The organism is Streptomyces sp. NPDC030814, from assembly GCF_055572155.1.
Genome location: NZ_JBVIDX010000047.1, coordinates 25,700 through 39,577 on the forward strand (window position 1 = coordinate 25,700; position 13,878 = coordinate 39,577).

Annotated in this window: 13 protein-coding genes; 8 read left to right on the forward strand and 5 right to left on the reverse strand. The window is 68.2% G+C overall.

Annotated features, from left to right (window positions below):
• Positions 1–229 precede the first annotated feature (229 nt).
• The 4 genes from ACZ43N_RS41905 (at position 230) to ACZ43N_RS41920 (ending at position 2,735) form a co-directional block, all read left to right on the forward strand.
• Positions 230–652, forward strand: a complete 423-nt coding sequence (locus ACZ43N_RS41905) for an RRQRL motif-containing zinc-binding protein (protein WP_468105025.1) — start codon at positions 230–232, stop codon at positions 650–652.
• Between the two features lie 20 nt (positions 653–672).
• Positions 673–1,155, forward strand: a complete 483-nt coding sequence (locus ACZ43N_RS41910) for a Pycsar system effector family protein (RefSeq protein WP_468105027.1) — start codon at positions 673–675, stop codon at positions 1,153–1,155.
• Positions 1,156–1,281: 126 nt separating this feature from the next.
• Positions 1,282–2,385 carry a hypothetical protein gene (locus ACZ43N_RS41915; protein ID WP_468105029.1) on the forward strand — a complete coding sequence of 368 codons (1,104 nt, stop codon included), beginning with the start codon at positions 1,282–1,284 and terminating at the stop codon, positions 2,383–2,385.
• Complete coding sequence (locus ACZ43N_RS41920) at positions 2,382–2,735, forward strand: ASCH domain-containing protein (RefSeq protein ID WP_468105031.1); 354 nt, start codon at positions 2,382–2,384, stop codon at positions 2,733–2,735. Before ACZ43N_RS41915 ends, ACZ43N_RS41920 begins: the two co-directional genes overlap by 4 nt.
• Positions 2,736–2,807: 72 nt before the next feature.
• Here the strand turns inward: ACZ43N_RS41920 and ACZ43N_RS41925 are convergent, their stop codons facing one another.
• From ACZ43N_RS41925 to ACZ43N_RS41935, 3 genes are all read right to left on the reverse strand, one after another.
• Positions 2,808–4,049, reverse strand: a complete 1,242-nt coding sequence (locus ACZ43N_RS41925) for a ParB/RepB/Spo0J family partition protein (RefSeq protein ID WP_468105033.1) — start codon at positions 4,047–4,049, stop codon at positions 2,808–2,810.
• The gene (locus ACZ43N_RS41930; protein ID WP_468105034.1) at positions 4,046–5,203 is read right to left on the reverse strand and encodes a ParA family protein; all 1,158 of its coding nucleotides are present in this window, start codon (positions 5,201–5,203) and stop codon (positions 4,046–4,048) included. Before ACZ43N_RS41930 ends, ACZ43N_RS41925 begins: the two co-directional genes overlap by 4 nt.
• Before the next feature lie 500 nt (positions 5,204–5,703).
• Entirely contained in the window at positions 5,704–6,054 is a 351-nt protein-coding gene (locus tag ACZ43N_RS41935; RefSeq protein WP_468105036.1) for a DUF6233 domain-containing protein, read from the reverse strand.
• Between the two features lie 67 nt (positions 6,055–6,121).
• On the opposite strand from ACZ43N_RS41935, the gene ACZ43N_RS41940 reads away from it, so the two are divergent.
• Complete coding sequence (locus tag ACZ43N_RS41940; protein WP_468105038.1) at positions 6,122–6,484, forward strand: hypothetical protein; 363 nt, start codon at positions 6,122–6,124, stop codon at positions 6,482–6,484.
• A gap of 76 nt (positions 6,485–6,560) precedes the next feature.
• A complete protein-coding gene (locus ACZ43N_RS41945) occupies positions 6,561–6,953 on the forward strand; it encodes a hypothetical protein (RefSeq protein ID WP_468105040.1) in 393 nt (130 codons plus the stop codon).
• 973 nt (positions 6,954–7,926) lie between these two features.
• Here ACZ43N_RS41945 and ACZ43N_RS41950 read toward each other — a convergent pair.
• Positions 7,927–8,490, reverse strand: coding sequence for a hypothetical protein (locus tag ACZ43N_RS41950; protein ID WP_468105042.1), 564 nt, complete (start codon positions 8,488–8,490; stop codon positions 7,927–7,929).
• Between the two features lie 177 nt (positions 8,491–8,667).
• On the opposite strand from ACZ43N_RS41950, the gene ACZ43N_RS41955 reads away from it, so the two are divergent.
• The gene (locus ACZ43N_RS41955) at positions 8,668–9,096 is read left to right on the forward strand and encodes a DUF6300 family protein (protein WP_468105044.1); all 429 of its coding nucleotides are present in this window, start codon (positions 8,668–8,670) and stop codon (positions 9,094–9,096) included.
• Positions 9,097–9,151: 55 nt separating this feature from the next.
• Positions 9,152–11,059, forward strand: a complete 1,908-nt coding sequence (locus ACZ43N_RS41960) for an AAA family ATPase (protein ID WP_468105046.1) — start codon at positions 9,152–9,154, stop codon at positions 11,057–11,059.
• Between the two features lie 70 nt (positions 11,060–11,129).
• Here ACZ43N_RS41960 and ACZ43N_RS41965 read toward each other — a convergent pair whose 3' ends face one another.
• Positions 11,130–13,592, reverse strand: coding sequence for a helicase associated domain-containing protein (locus ACZ43N_RS41965; RefSeq protein ID WP_468105048.1), 2,463 nt, complete (start codon positions 13,590–13,592; stop codon positions 11,130–11,132).
• Between the last annotated feature and the right edge of the window lie 286 nt (positions 13,593–13,878).

Here is a 13,878-nt window from a genome sequence, read left to right on the forward strand (position 1 = left end):
GGGCAGGCCGCCCGGCCTGATGAGCAAAGCCCCACTCCCGATCACACCCACCACATGACGTGCGCCCCGTCGGCCCCGCCGACGGGGCGCACTGCTGCGCACAGACATCGGAGGCACCGACGATGCTCACCCCGCGCCCTCGCCGCCGCATCGGCCGGCCGCGCCCGCACCGCCCCGGCCCTCGCTACCCCCACCGCCCCGGCCACTTCCCCACTGCCTGGGGTGCGAGGTGACCGCCCGGACGCGGGCGCGGGTCGTGCACGGCTTACCCGAGTACGACTGGCGCACCGCCCCGGAAGGTCTGGCCACGCGCCGCCAGCTGCGCGCCCAAGGCCTGCGCCCCGGCGGGCAGGAACCCGCCGCGGTCCTGCGCTGCAAGGCCTGCGCGACCCGGCCGCAGCGCGCGTGCACCCGGCCCGCCTACCTGTACCGGCTCGACCTGGCCCGACCGGTGCGCCCGATGACCCTCGCCAAGGAAGCCGCGCTGGACCGGGCGATGGCCGCGCGCACCACGTGCCCCCGGTGCCGGCGCCGCTACCACCACTGTCTGCCGCTGCGCACGCTCGGCTCCTGCCTGGAGTGCCACGACGGCACCCCGGCCGACCCCACCACCTACATCGCCCCGCCTGGCGGCCACAGCCTGGCCGCCTGACCACGAGAGGACCGCGGCCCATGCCGACACCGACCACACCGACCGCCACCGACCCGAGCACACCGACCGTGGGCCAGAACCTCGATGCGGCATGCGCCACGCTCGCGAGTGAAGTCGGCCGAACCGACGGCAAAGCCTCGCTGCTGCTGGCCTTCACGGGTGCCGTCCTCGCGGGCCTGGCCACGCTCGCCGACCACGACCTGCCCACGTTCACTCGCGCAGCCGGCGCCCTCGCCGTCGCCGCGTTAGGCGCTGCGACGGTGCTGCTGCTCCTGGTCGTCCGACCCCGGATCGGCGGCCACGACCGCGCGTCCTTCCCGCACTGGGCACGCCTGGACGAAGCCGCCATCAGCGCCACCATGACCGGCGACACCCGGCCCGCCCGGATCCATACCCTGTCGCGTATCGCCCTGCGCAAGTACCGCACGCTGCGCCGCGCCGTCGACTGCATCCTGGCCGCACTCGCGCTCCTCGCCCTGGCCGCGCTCGGCGCCCTGCTCTGAGCCTCCGGGACAGCCGGCCGCCAAGGCCGGTGCCCGCCTCCTGTGACCCCACGCCCCCGGCCCGGCTGTCCCCCGGACCGGTCCACGCAGTCACAGCACCTCACCAACATGAGATGAGGCACCAGCATGACGTCGCTCATCAGCCCGAACACTGTCCTCGCGAACGCCCTGGGCCACGTCGAGGACGTCCTCACCCCATGCATCCGATCCGGCAAGCCACAGCGGATCGCCCTGGTGGTGGGCACCCAGATCAACGGCGCACCACACGCCGGAACCTCGCTGGTGCAGTCGATGGCATTCGCCACGGCCGCCCGGCTCCACACCCGGCACGGCCTGCCCGTCGAGGTCCGCTTCTCCGCGCTCGACAACGCGCCCCACGAGATCGTCACCGACCCCGCATCAGGCCACCGCTACCAGCGCGCCTACGCGCAGGCCCTCGGAGCGGACGGCATCACCCGCATGGTCAGCGACCTCTACCAGCCCCTGTTCGACGCGCTGTCGGAGCGGCTGGGTGTTCCGTACGCGGTGGAGACCTACTCGCAGCAGCAGGCGACCGGCCAGTTCCGGGAGACATGGCTGCGGGTCCTGCCCCGTCTGGACGCCGCCCGCCTCTGGCTGGCTCCCTCCACCGGCATCCCGCACCTGAGGGTGCCGTGCCCGCAGTCCTGCGGGTGGGCGGAGAAGCACGCGGAGCGCACACGCGTGGACCTGGCCGGCCGCGGCCTCGCCCGTGTTGCGGCGGTCTGCCTGCACCACGGCCCCTACACCGCCACGGTCACCCCGGCTGGAGGCGGCTACCTCGACCTCGCCACCCTGTACCGGAACATGGTCAAGGAACTCGCCGCTCTCCGTGAGCGCGACGTCCTTCAGGTCATGGTGAAGGGCACCGACTGGATGCCTGGAAGCATCCTCGTCGACGGCGCGCTCCAGGCCGTCGGCCTGACTCGGGGCCAGCTGCCAGCCCGGCTGTTCTGCCCGATGATCGTTGCCGAGACGGGCGCCAAGCTCTCCAAGAGCCTCATCCGATCCGGGGACGCGGCGTTGCCCGCAGGCGCCGAACCTTGGATGCTCGATACCCGGAAGTGGCCCGGCACCGTAGGGGAGTTCGCGGACTGTCTGCTGAACCTGGCGGGCCTGCTGCTGTCTCACCCCCGGCACTTCTTCCGCTCGTACTCGGCCGCGGAACTGTCGCGGCTGATGTCCTCACCCGCAGGGAGCCCGACTACATGAGCACCACCTCAGCCCGCGTCATCGAGCTGAACCTGTACCCCCAGTACTTCGACCTCGTGGCCGCCGGCCGCAAGACGAGGGAGGTCCGGGTGAAGTACCCGAAGTTCGACGGTCTGGCCGCCGGTGACCTGATCCGGTTCGCGGTGAAGGGCACCGACCGGTCATGCCTGACGCGGGTGACACGCGTTGCCGAGTACAGCTCGTTTGAGGAACTCCTGGACACCGAGGGTCCCTCGCAGGTGAACCCCGAGGCGACGCGTGAGGAGCAGCTGGCCAACATCCGGCGCATCTACGGCCCGGACAAGGAACGGCTGGGATGCCTGGCCATCGGCATCGAGCTGGTCGACTAACCCCACCGAGGTGAAGGCCCGTACGCCCCGCAGCTGCGGGGCGTACGGGCCTTTCGTCGTTTCATGCCAGGTTCAGGCTGGCTGTTGCTCCTGCTGGGCTAGCTCCTGGACCAACGCGCTGTAGGCCTCTGGGTGCTGCTCGCGCAGAATCCTCAACCACACACGAGCACCGTCTGCGAACACCGCTGGCTCCATCTTCAGGTGCAGGTGGGTGACAACAGAGAAGGCGTCGTCGTACGGCAGTCGTCGAGGCTGCCCGTCCCCGTTCTGCTGCTGAGCCTTCGGCGTCTCCGATGCGTCAACAGCATTGGCTGAGGCACTGTTGCCCGCGTTCTCCAAGTCTGTGTTACTGCGTTGAGCTGGAGGCTTCGTGGAGTTCTGCGCAGTCGGGGCAGGCGGCTTGTTGTCCGCGGACAACAAGCTCTTCCCATCGCCGGCGTGCGGCTCTTCGCCCGGTTGGGCTGTCGTCGCTGACGGCGGCAGGGCGCCGGACTTGTTGTCCGCGGACAACAAGCCGAAGGCGTTGGCACTCCGCAGCGCTTGGAGCTTGCTGCGCTCTTCGGCCTTGGCCAGGGCTGCTGCTTCCTTCGAAGCGTTCAGATGATCAAGGAGCGCCGCCGACTCCAGCTCGGGGTTCTCCTTGGCGTATCGCGCCAGGTACCGCCCGTCGCGCTCGGCGAGAGTGCCGGCGCTCAGCATGGCCTGGAGTTCTCCGGGCAGCTCAAGCAGCGCCAGCTGGTTGGTCACCCAGGAGCGGTCCTTGCCCAGTTGATCGGCTGCCCGAGTCCGCGCTCCACGTTCAGATGTCTCCGCGCACACGGCCACCAGTTCCGCCACGCCGCGGGCGCGTTCGATGACGTCGAAGTCCTCCCGCTCAAGGTTCTCCTTGAGTAGGTGGTTGATGAATGCCTCGCGGCTGGAGGCCAGATCGTCGCGGACGACGAAGTCCAGTGCCTCCAAGCCGACGTGGACAGCGCTGTGGAAGCGACGCTCACCGTTGACCAGGACGTGTGCGGCCCCACCGATCCGCTGTTCGTGGTCGGGCCACAGCGCGAGGTAGGCGGCCCGGGTCACGGCGACGCAAGCAGCCAGCTGAGCGTGGCGCAGTTCCTCACCGAAACGAGTCTTGTCCTCGTCCGTGCCGAAGTTGCGGCGCGGGTTGAGGGGGGTGGGGGAGACTTCGTCCAACCGGAGCCGGACGAGCTCGTAGACAGGGACGTCTCCCTGCGTCACCGCCTTCGCCCGGCCGCGGGCGCTGCGGCCACGCCGCTCGCTGAAAGAAGAGCCGGTTCCCAGCCGGTCGGCGACGCTCATCCGCTGATCCTCCGTGCGATCGTTCGCATTGCTTCTGCCTGCTCGCAATAAGGGGCATGAGCGAGCAGAGGCGCCTTCACCCGGACCGCCTCCCGCTGGTCCTTCAGCTCCGGGACGATGGCCAGCACCGGTGGTTCCCCGATCTTCTGCCACTCCTCCAGGGACGATGTCGCGACGTATCCCTTGCGGCTGTCGTACATGTTGACAACGAAGCCGAGCTGGGAGATTTCGACGTCCATGTCTTCGACCAAGTCCTGAATCTGCTCTTCGAGCATGTCGTAGGCGTCGGCTGAGGAGTCCTCAGACAGGACTGGGATGACGATGCCCGAAGTGCGGGACTCCTCGCCCTCCCGGGTACGGCAATAGAAGATCGCTGTGTCCATGCTGTAGCCGAGGCTCGGGGGGCAGTCCACGACGATGAAGTCGAAGTCGTGTTCCAACGGCTCCAGCGCCTTCTCCAGCGCTGTCTCCTTGATCCGCACGACACGGCTCGTGGCTAGCTTGGCGTCCAGCAGGAAGGCGTCCTTGCAGGCAGGCAGGAGCCACAGGTGGTCCTCAAAATCACCGCCCTTTATCGGCACCAGAAGGTCCTTGAGTGCGCCGTCCTTGACCTCGCCCAGCATGTGCTTCGCGAGGCTGGGACTGTCGATCTCGATGAGGGGGTGACCGAGCTGCTTGGTCAGGTGCCCCTGCGGATCGAAGTCGATCAGTAGGGTGCGGTGCCCGGACTCCGCCAAGGCCTGGGCAACGCCGGCGGACACGGACGTCTTGCCGACGCCGCCCTTCTGGTTGCCGAAGATGATGCGCCGTGCCCCTGTGCCGCGCTGCGGCTTGGGCCGCGGTGAAGGGTGCTGGTCCAGCCACAGTCGGATCGACTGAGCGATGCCCTGGTTGTAGGAGATGCCTCGGGACTTGCAGTCCTTCTTCAGCTTCTCGTACAGCCCGGCGGGCAGGTAGGTCGCGAATGAAGAGCCGCCAGCTGTGTCAACGGCGGGGCGGCTCTTGGACGTCCTCCATGCCTCGACGCCCTGGGTCACAGCGTCCTGGATGCCCATATCCAGCTCAGCAGCACGAACCTTGAGCTCTTTCCGGAGCTCAGAAGGCAGTTTGGCTACTACCTTTTCCCGGTGGCTCGGGTCGTATGGCGCGGTCATGGCGCTACCTTACTCACCTCTTGGTATTCGTCAGGCTCGCGCATCGCGCGTTTCTCAACTTGTTGTCCGCGGACAACAAGAAGGCAGACCGCCCTACCCACTTCAAGTGATGGGGCGCCGAGCACCTGCGGCATCACCTATGGCCCACCAGCGGCTGCGGGTGGTTCGTAGCCCCGGACCCTCCGGGCCGGTGTGGAAACGACAAGGGGAAGGACCGTCGACCTCCCCAGGTGACGGCCCTTCCCCAACCAGCGCCACCCGCCTACCCGGCCAAGCCCGGTCCATGCCCACGCGCCGACCTGCGCGCCACCGCAACACCCTGCGGAACACATGACTTCGGTCGATCCCCCGTTCCCGTTCCGTTCCCGGCCGCGCCGTACAGGGCGCCCGGACCGACACGGCCGCCTCTCAGCTGACGGCAGCGAGCTGGTACTTCACGGTGCTGCACGCCGCCGGGCACGCGCTCACCCGGCGGGCAGTCTGGGCGCCCGTGCCTGTGGCTAGTCGAGGATGCCGAGGGCGGTGTCGGGGCGGCAGTGGATGCAGGGTGGTACCTGCTGGCGCAGAGCGTCGATGGCCTGCTGGCGGGTGGCCGGGTGGCATCGGCCGCTCTTGGCTGCCGCCCAGCAGTCGCCGGTGTGCACGGCGTCCACGTTGGTGCGGTTGATCCCGTACTGGATCAGCCAGTCGGGCGGGGCCGGCCGTGCCTGCTCGCCGAGGTGCTGCTCGGCCTGGCGCCGTTCCTCGTCGGCGATCCAGTGATCGATCTGGGCGAGGGCCGTCCTCGCCTGCTGCACGACCACCCGGCGCGCGAAGTGCAGCAGCTGAAGCCGCGAGGGTTCATCGTTCACATGTTCGATTCTAGGGTGGTGTGGCGAGAGAGCCATACCAGCGCCGGCGAGGCGGCAGACTTCCGTCATGAGCAGCCCCCGACGCCGTCGACTGAGCACCGGCCCGAGCACGACCAGGACCACGCAGGCGGCGGAGCCGGCAGCCGCATGGGACGGACCGGCCGACGCGGCGCCGCGCGTCGGGATGTGGGCACGGGCCATGGCGGATGCCGCGTTCGAGCTGCATGACATCGCGCGGCCCGGCGGCTGGGACCAGGACGCGGCCGAGGACGCCGTCGCGGCGCTTGAGATCCACGTGCAGACCCTCGCGACCCTCCACCCCGACGCGCGCGACGTCCTCGATGTGGCGGGCCGGATCGCGGCGGAGCTCCGGCGCCTGCTCCGCCTCCCCGCTGACACCACTGCAGGGGTGGAGCAGGCAAAGCCGTGACAGCTCTGCTCGCTCCTGCGAGTGATCGCGGGCTCGGGCCCCGTGCCCGCCCGATCACCTCGCGGGTTAGCCGCTCATGCGACCCATTGCGATCAAGTCCGCCGTCACCGCGGCGGCTGCCGTCCTGCTCCTGACCCCGGCCGCGTCCGCGTCGGCACCGATGAGCGCAGACCGCACCAGTGGAGAGGTGACGATCTCCGTCAAGGGCCAGGGACTGCACGTCGAGACGATCCACATCACCAGCAGCAGGCAGCGCAACTTCGAGGCCTTCCGCGTCTACCGGCACACCGGCTCGGCAGCCACCCAGGCGAACGTCACCCGCTGGAAGAAGGCCCACTTCCACAACGCCGGCCTGACCCGGTTCGCGATGGCCTCCTGGAAGGTCAACCGGAAGTTCCCGCATGGGACGTGGCTGTGCGCCCTCTCCCGGCAGTCGTCCGGCAACCCCTGCGTCCGGGTCCACCGCTGACCTGACCAACGCCCGAGCGCCCGGCCCCACAAAGGGGAGGCCGAGCGCTCGGGCAGGCTGTTAGCGTCACATGAAGGCGTCACACGGTGACGCCTTCTGAACGCAAACGCCTCTGTCGATAGGCGCGAGTCCGGCACCTTGGCGAGCAGTACACAGCGTCCGCCCGCTTGCGCTTCCCACCGGCGACCTCACCGACGACCCACCAGCCGTTGCAGACCGGGCACCGGACCTTCGGCCGGCGATACGGGCGGCCCTCCCGCAGTGCGGCGGCGAACTCGACATTGCTCTGCGCTCTCTCCGCCACCGCCAAGCCTTCGTCCGGCAGGCCGCTGAGCAATACCGACGTGATCGGCGGCTGCCCTCGGGGAGCGGAGCGCCGCACTGGCTGCATCTCGGGACGGTCTTCCTTGGCACACTTCCAGGGTCCCGCCCGGCTGCCCTCCACGACCAGGGGCGATGCTGCCGGTTCGCGGGACGACGAGGCCGTCTACCGCGGCGCTGGCCACCTGCGGGCCAAGATCGCTTCAGTCGTTCGCTGCGCTCCGAGGGAGGAGCTGAAGCGTACCGTCGGTGTCAAGAACCCGCCCTGAACAGTGGTGACTTCCGGGTGCGGGGCCGCGCCGTGTGCGTCTACCGGCGCGCCCCCGCACCCGGAGGCTACCTCGCCGACTGTGGGCGCTCGGTGAGAGCGCGAGGCCCTCAAATGCGAGCGGCCGGTGCCCAATCCGCAGAGCGGGTGGCAAGGGCACCGGCCAACCAAAGACCCTCACGAAGAGGACTCACCACCAGGGTATCGGTTCAATGCCCCGCTCGAACGCCCCAGAAGCCGTCCTGGCTGCCTTGGCGGGGTGGCCGGCATCGCGGCCGACCGCGCGCCCTGACCCGCAGCCGAGACACCACGGGCCCCGGGGGAATCAGCCATGACATCCCCAGGGCCCGGCCACACCATCCAACGACGCGACGACCCCGTCCGTCACGCGGGTGCAGGCTGCGGCACCTCCAGTACCTCGGCGATCTTCCGCGCCAGCTCCGCGACGTGCGGCGGCAGGAAGCTGTCCAGCGAGTCAACGTCGTCACACAGCCGGGCCCGCAGCCCGTGCAGACACGCCTCGGTGAACAGCCGCTGCTCATCGGCCTCGGCCATCAGCCCGCCTTCCGCATACCCCTGGCCGCACGAGAACTGCCTTTGCGCGGCCTGGTCGTCCTCGGGGGGAAGTGGCGTCCCGAGCATCCCGGCGACTTTGTACCGGTCCGAATCCCTCGGACCGGCCGCCCGGCTGCGTTGCTGCCGGATCTGGAGGTACGACGCGAGGGTGTCCATGGCCATGCCGGTGCGCTGGCAGTACGCGGCGATCAGCATGGAAGCCGTGTCCATCGTGTCGGAGGCGTCCGTGGCACGGATCAGCGTCATTCGCTTCCAGTCGCGCGCGATGTCCGGCTCGGTGTAGCGCAGCACCTCCTGGCAGTTCATGACCACTTCGGATACGAGCTGGTGAACCGCCTGCCGCAGCGGCTCGGGCATCTGGGTGTCTTCCATGGCCCGCACGGTAGAGGCGCCGTACACCCGGCCACCGGAGCCGTGACGCTTGCTCACCCGGACGGCCTACAGTGCCGCCGCGCCCGACATAGCCCCGGGCAAACCTCTTGACGCTGATCAGCCGACGGGCGGATCGTGACGGTTCGCGTCACGCTCCACCCCAAAAGGGGGACTTGCATGTCGTTCACCTGGCGCTACGTCGTACGCCCCGACGGTTCCTTCTGCCGCGTCGGCAACATCGACGGCAGCCTCGACAACACCAGCGACGAAGAACTCGCCCGACTCGACCTCGTGCAGGACGAAGACGAGCAGCCAGCCCGGCCGTGCTCCCGCTGCGGCACCGAACTCCTGCTGCACTGGCACGGCCCGCTGATGACAGGCGTCTGGATGGAACTCTGCCCAGCCTGCGACGCCCACCGCCCCGCCGCCCGCGCGTTCATCCACTGGTACCGAGACTCCGGCCGCGATCCAAAGGCACTGCCCAAGCTTTTCGAGGACTGGGAGACCGAGACCATGCACGCCCATGGCTGGCTCCGCGCCCCGCAGCCCGACGCCCCGCCCAGCCCACCGGCCCACCTGCGCCTCGTACCGCGAGGGAGAGGCTGAGTTCGCTACGAGAAATCCGGCCAGGATTGTCAGTGGCCCAGGGCAGACTGGTCGGATGCAGCTCACTCAGGTGCGAAGCCGCTTCTTTCGTAACATCGTTGACAGCGGCAATGTCGATATTGCGCCAGACGTCACGGCACTGGTCGGCAAGAACGAGAGCGGAAAGACAGCGCTGCTCTCTTCGATCTACCGCTTCAACCCCGTGTACCCGGAGGAGTTCACCCTGGGGCAGGACTATCCGCGGTGGCGGAAGGTCCAAGACACGCGCTCGGGACAGATCAATAATGCCAAGCCGATCACCTGCACGTTCACGCTGGACGACGAGGACTTGAATGCCCTCGCCGACGCACTCGGCCCCAATGTGGTCAAAGAGCGCTCGTACTCACGCTCCATCCCCTACGAGGGGCAACACACGGCCACCTTGAGCGTCGACGAGGGCGCTGCTCTGGAGAACCTCTACAACGACGAGGAAGTACCGTCGGCGCTGCGCAGCGTCCTTGGAACCCGCAGTCTCGCTGCGGCCCTGGAGCAGGCCGATGGCCTCGAAGCCGCGGAGGACTCCGATTACACCGCCGAAGACATCGACCTCTTCACCAGGGCGGCACGCCAGCGACTGGACGGCAACGGGAGCGTCTGGGAGCGCGCTGTATGCATGCTGCGCGAGCGCGAGCCGAAGTTCTTCTACTTCAGCAACTACCAGAACCTGCCTGGCCGGATCGCTCTGAACGACCTGAACGGACAGGAGGAAGAGCCCGGTGCCTCTCCCGCGCAGACTGCCCGGGCCCTGCTGGCACTCGCCACTACCACCGCCGGAGCGCTGTCGGCCGAGGACTTCGAAGAACGCAAGGCCGAACTCGAAGCGGTAAGCAACGACCTCACGCAGCAAGTCTTCAAGTACTGGAAGCAGAACCCGGACCTGTCGGTGGAGATCGACATCGACAAAACCACCGTGCATCAGCCGAACGGACAGCAGGCCGTCGCCAGCCACCTCGACATCCGTGTCAAGGACCGCCGCCACGGCTTCACCAACAACTTCTCGGCCCGCTCCACTGGCTTCCAGTGGTTCTTCAGCTTCCTCGCAGCCTTCTCCGAGTTCGAGAACTACCCGCACGGCGTCGTCGTCCTGCTCGATGAGCCAGGACTGAGCTTGCACGGCCGCGCCCAAGCCGACTTCCTGCGCTTCATCAACGAGCGCCTTGCTCCCGTCGCCCAGGTCATCTACACCACGCACTCACCGTTCATGGTCGAAACGGCCCGACTCGATCGCGTCAGGATCGTCGAAGACCGCGGGCCCGACACCGGCGCGGTCGTCACCGACGAAGTCCTCTCCGTGACCGACGACTCGCTCTTCCCACTCCAGGCCGCCCTCGGCTACGACATCGCCCAGAACCTCTTCGTGGGCCCCGACAACCTCCTGGTCGAAGGAACTAGCGACTACACCTACCTCACCCTGATCAGCGACTTCCTCAAAGCGGCGGGCCGCACTCACCTCGATGACCGCTGGCGCATCCTGCCCGCCGGCGGCGCCACCAACATCCCCGCCTTCGTCGCCCTCATCGGCACTAACCTCCAAGCCACAGTCCTCATCGACAGCACCCCGGCCGGAGTCGCCAAACTCAGGACCCTCACCACCAAGGGCCTGCTCTCCCCGAAGCGACTCCTGCTCACGGACGCATTCAGCGACGGCGTCAAGGACAGTGACATCGAGGACCTGTTCTCCCCGGGCGACTACATCAAGCTGTACAACGCAGCTTTCGGTACCAAGCTCAAGGTCAGCGACCTCAACGGCAGCGACCGCATCATCGCCCGCATCACCCGGGCAACCGGAGCTGCGTTCACCGAACATGGCCGCCCCGCCGACGCTCTACTCCGCAAGCGAGACAGCCTCCTCCCCGAACTCTCCGAGACGACCCTCAGCCGCTTCGAGCAACTCTTCACCGCCATCAACAACACTCTCGTCTGAACCGCCGAGGGCACAAGCAGGAGCCGACCAGCATCCCGGGACGATGGTCGGCCCCTGCCACTCTCACCGCCTACGCCGCCCACTCCAGCCCGAGTTCGGCCAGTGCTCGAAGCCGTTCTGTGCCGAGCTTGGCGCGCCTGGTCTTGCTGTTCGACAAAAACACGCCGAGTTTGACCTCTGTGCCATCCTCCAGCCGCTCTACATGGGCCCTGGGGACCTTCACAGAGCCTGTGCGGGCCTTGTACTGAGCCAGGGCCGCGATGCCCCGCTCGAACGCCCCAGAGGCCGCCCTGGGCGCCTTGGCGGGGGCTTCCTGCTCGGGCGGCAGCGGCGTGACGCCCAGCGCCTCCAGGCGCTCGCGCTGGCCGTCCGTCAGTTCCCGCCACACGGTGTGGTCCCGTTGTCGGGTCAGCCACCGTCCCACGTCCAGGCCATACAGCCCCGTTCCCGGCTGCACCTCGGCCCAGCCGGTCCCGGTCCGTACGAGCTGGGTGAGGGCTGCGTAGTGGCGTTGCCAGTCGACCGGCCACTGGGGGTTCCAGTCCGGGTCGATCGCGGCGAGCAGTGCGGCCCGCCGGGCCGCGCGCTGGGGGTCCTTGCCGAGTCCGCCCTTCTTGCGGGCGTTGGCCAGCCACTGCCCCACCGGTTTGTCTTCGATCGCGGCTGTGACCGGCGCCGCGAGCGTGGAGTAGGCGGCGAAGTAGGCGCGCGCGGCGCCCAGGTTCTCCTCCCACGCCTCGTCGCCGGGCTCCCACACGATCCCCAGCGCCTCCAGGTCCTCCGCTCGCCCGGACGGCATGGTCCCGGCCCGCATGGCCCGGCGCTGATCCGACAACCACCGCCCAAGAGGGAACCCTCCGCCCTGGAACGCGGCCGGCGCACCGGCCGGGCCGCCCTCGACGTGGTTGTAGGGCACGTTCAGGTGCCCCTCCCGCTCGAAGAACGCGACCGCCGCCTGGTGGCCGGCCTTCCAGTTCGCGTGCTCGGGCTCAAGCAGCTGGTACTTGACGAACTGAGCAACGAGCGAAGGATCCCGACGGGTGGCGAACCGCAGCAGCAGCCGCCCCTCCTCCCCGTCCTCGTCCTCCGGAGCCTCACCGAGCCACGACGACACCGGTTCTGCGCGCATCAGGTTCTCCTGCGGTGTGGCCAGCATTTCGACGGCACGCTGATCATGGGCTCGCAGCCCATTCAAAACCTTCATGAGCGGCCTATACGAAGCCGAATACGGCATATCCTTCGGCGTCTCATCCTCACCCAGGAAAACCGGCACAATCAACGTCGCCAATTTCCCCGCCCCCGGCTTTTGCCGCAACGCCCGACCAATGGCCTGCACGATATCCACCGCCGACCCCTTCGGGTCGATCAACGCGACAGAGTCCACGCTGGGCACGTCAACGCCCTCACCCAGCACCCGGCAATTCGACATCACCGCACGCCCGGTCCGGGCCCCGAACACCCCCAGCCGCTCGCTGCGCACCTCCTGGTCCTGCTCGCCGGACAGCCAGCCCGCCCACACCCCCTTCGGGTGCCGTTCCGGATCGCTGGCGTGCAGCTTGCGCACCACACGGGGGAGCCCCTCGGCGAAGGCGCGGGCCTCGATGGTGCGGTGGTGGAAGGTGATGCACCGGCTCAGCCGGTGATCGGCCATCGTCTCCAGCAGAGCAGCCTGCAACACCGCCAGCCGCTCACCCCGCACATGCTCCTCGTACCGCTCCTCCCCGTACAGCCTCTGCAAGGGCAGCGAAGGATCCCGCAGCTCCACCACCACAATCTGGTAGCGGGCCAAGAGCCCCCGGGAAATGGCCTCAGACAGAGCCATCGCCCACAGCACGGGGCCGAAGACGGCCTCATCGTCCATCGAACAGGCCATCTCCTCAGGCAGCGGATCCCGAGGCGCCGGCACACCCACCTCGCGCAGCTCCCAGCGCCTGGGAGGCCGCTCCATCCAGATCCGCGGAGTAGCCGTCAGATACAGCCGCCGCATCGCCGGCACCTGCTCCTGGTCGTGCACCGCCGCCCACGCCTTACCCCAATGACCACTGGTCCGGTGCGCCTCATCAACTGCCACCAGGTCCCAAACGTCCATGGGAAGCCCGTAGGCGCCCTCGTGAGCCTCGATCAGCACCGGCAGCGACGCGTAGGTAGCGAACACGATCACCGCGCCCCTGCCCCAGTGCAGAGCCAACTGCGGCGCACTCGTCGTCGACGGCACCCCCAGCGAGTACAGACGCGGATCGTCCTCGATGGAACACACCGCGACCATCGCCCCCGCGTGCCCGAACTCCCGCCATTCCTGCACGGTCTGAGACAGCAAAGCCAAAGTCGGCACCAGTACCAGGACGCGCCCGTGCGGGGCGATACGGTGCGCGGCGGCAGCGGCAATAAAGGTCTTTCCCGTGCCGCACGCAGCATGGATCTGACCACGCAATCCGTTCTCCGGAATGCGCTGTCCCGGCTTGATCGACAGACCGGAAACGATAGCCTCAACGGCTTCTTCCTGATGCGGACGGAGCTTGATCTCATTGGCCATTACTGCATTCCTCCAGGACCGTCAGGGGCAGTGGGAGCCGGTTCGGGAAGTTACCCGGTGCATCACATGATGCATCAAGCGGGGGTGGTGCGTGCATCATCTCACTCTAACAGGTTGAGCGTTGGCTGATTTTCGACGCGTGACGTCCGGGAATGCGCTACGATTCTGTCAGTGCTCGCAGTCGTTCGGCTGATCTGACGATGGGTCATGGCGGGGTGTTTCTGCAGGGTGGGCGCTTGCCGCGCCCTCGCGCTCCTGGTGGCTCGCACGGGTGGCCGGCCCCGGT

What these genes read in the sequence shown, in the direction of transcription:
- ACZ43N_RS41950 (WP_468105042.1), bottom strand. Translation starts at nt 8,490, where the DNA reads ATGGAAGACACCCAGATGCCCGAGCCGCTGCGGCAGGCGGTTCACCAG.
- ACZ43N_RS41940 (WP_468105038.1), top strand. Translation starts at nt 6,122, where the DNA reads ATGAGCAGCCCCCGACGCCGTCGACTGAGCACCGGCCCGAGCACGACC.
- ACZ43N_RS41920 (WP_468105031.1), top strand. Translation starts at nt 2,382, where the DNA reads ATGAGCACCACCTCAGCCCGCGTCATCGAGCTGAACCTGTACCCCCAG.
- ACZ43N_RS41925 (WP_468105033.1), bottom strand. Translation starts at nt 4,049, where the DNA reads ATGAGCGTCGCCGACCGGCTGGGAACCGGCTCTTCTTTCAGCGAGCGG.
- ACZ43N_RS41955 (WP_468105044.1), top strand. Translation starts at nt 8,668, where the DNA reads ATGTCGTTCACCTGGCGCTACGTCGTACGCCCCGACGGTTCCTTCTGC.
- ACZ43N_RS41945 (WP_468105040.1), top strand. Translation starts at nt 6,561, where the DNA reads ATGCGACCCATTGCGATCAAGTCCGCCGTCACCGCGGCGGCTGCCGTC.
- ACZ43N_RS41930 (WP_468105034.1), bottom strand. Translation starts at nt 5,203, where the DNA reads ATGACCGCGCCATACGACCCGAGCCACCGGGAAAAGGTAGTAGCCAAA.
- ACZ43N_RS41965 (WP_468105048.1), bottom strand. Translation starts at nt 13,592, where the DNA reads ATGGCCAATGAGATCAAGCTCCGTCCGCATCAGGAAGAAGCCGTTGAG.
- ACZ43N_RS41960 (WP_468105046.1), top strand. Translation starts at nt 9,152, where the DNA reads ATGCAGCTCACTCAGGTGCGAAGCCGCTTCTTTCGTAACATCGTTGAC.
- ACZ43N_RS41910 (WP_468105027.1), top strand. Translation starts at nt 673, where the DNA reads ATGCCGACACCGACCACACCGACCGCCACCGACCCGAGCACACCGACC.
- ACZ43N_RS41915 (WP_468105029.1), top strand. Translation starts at nt 1,282, where the DNA reads ATGACGTCGCTCATCAGCCCGAACACTGTCCTCGCGAACGCCCTGGGC.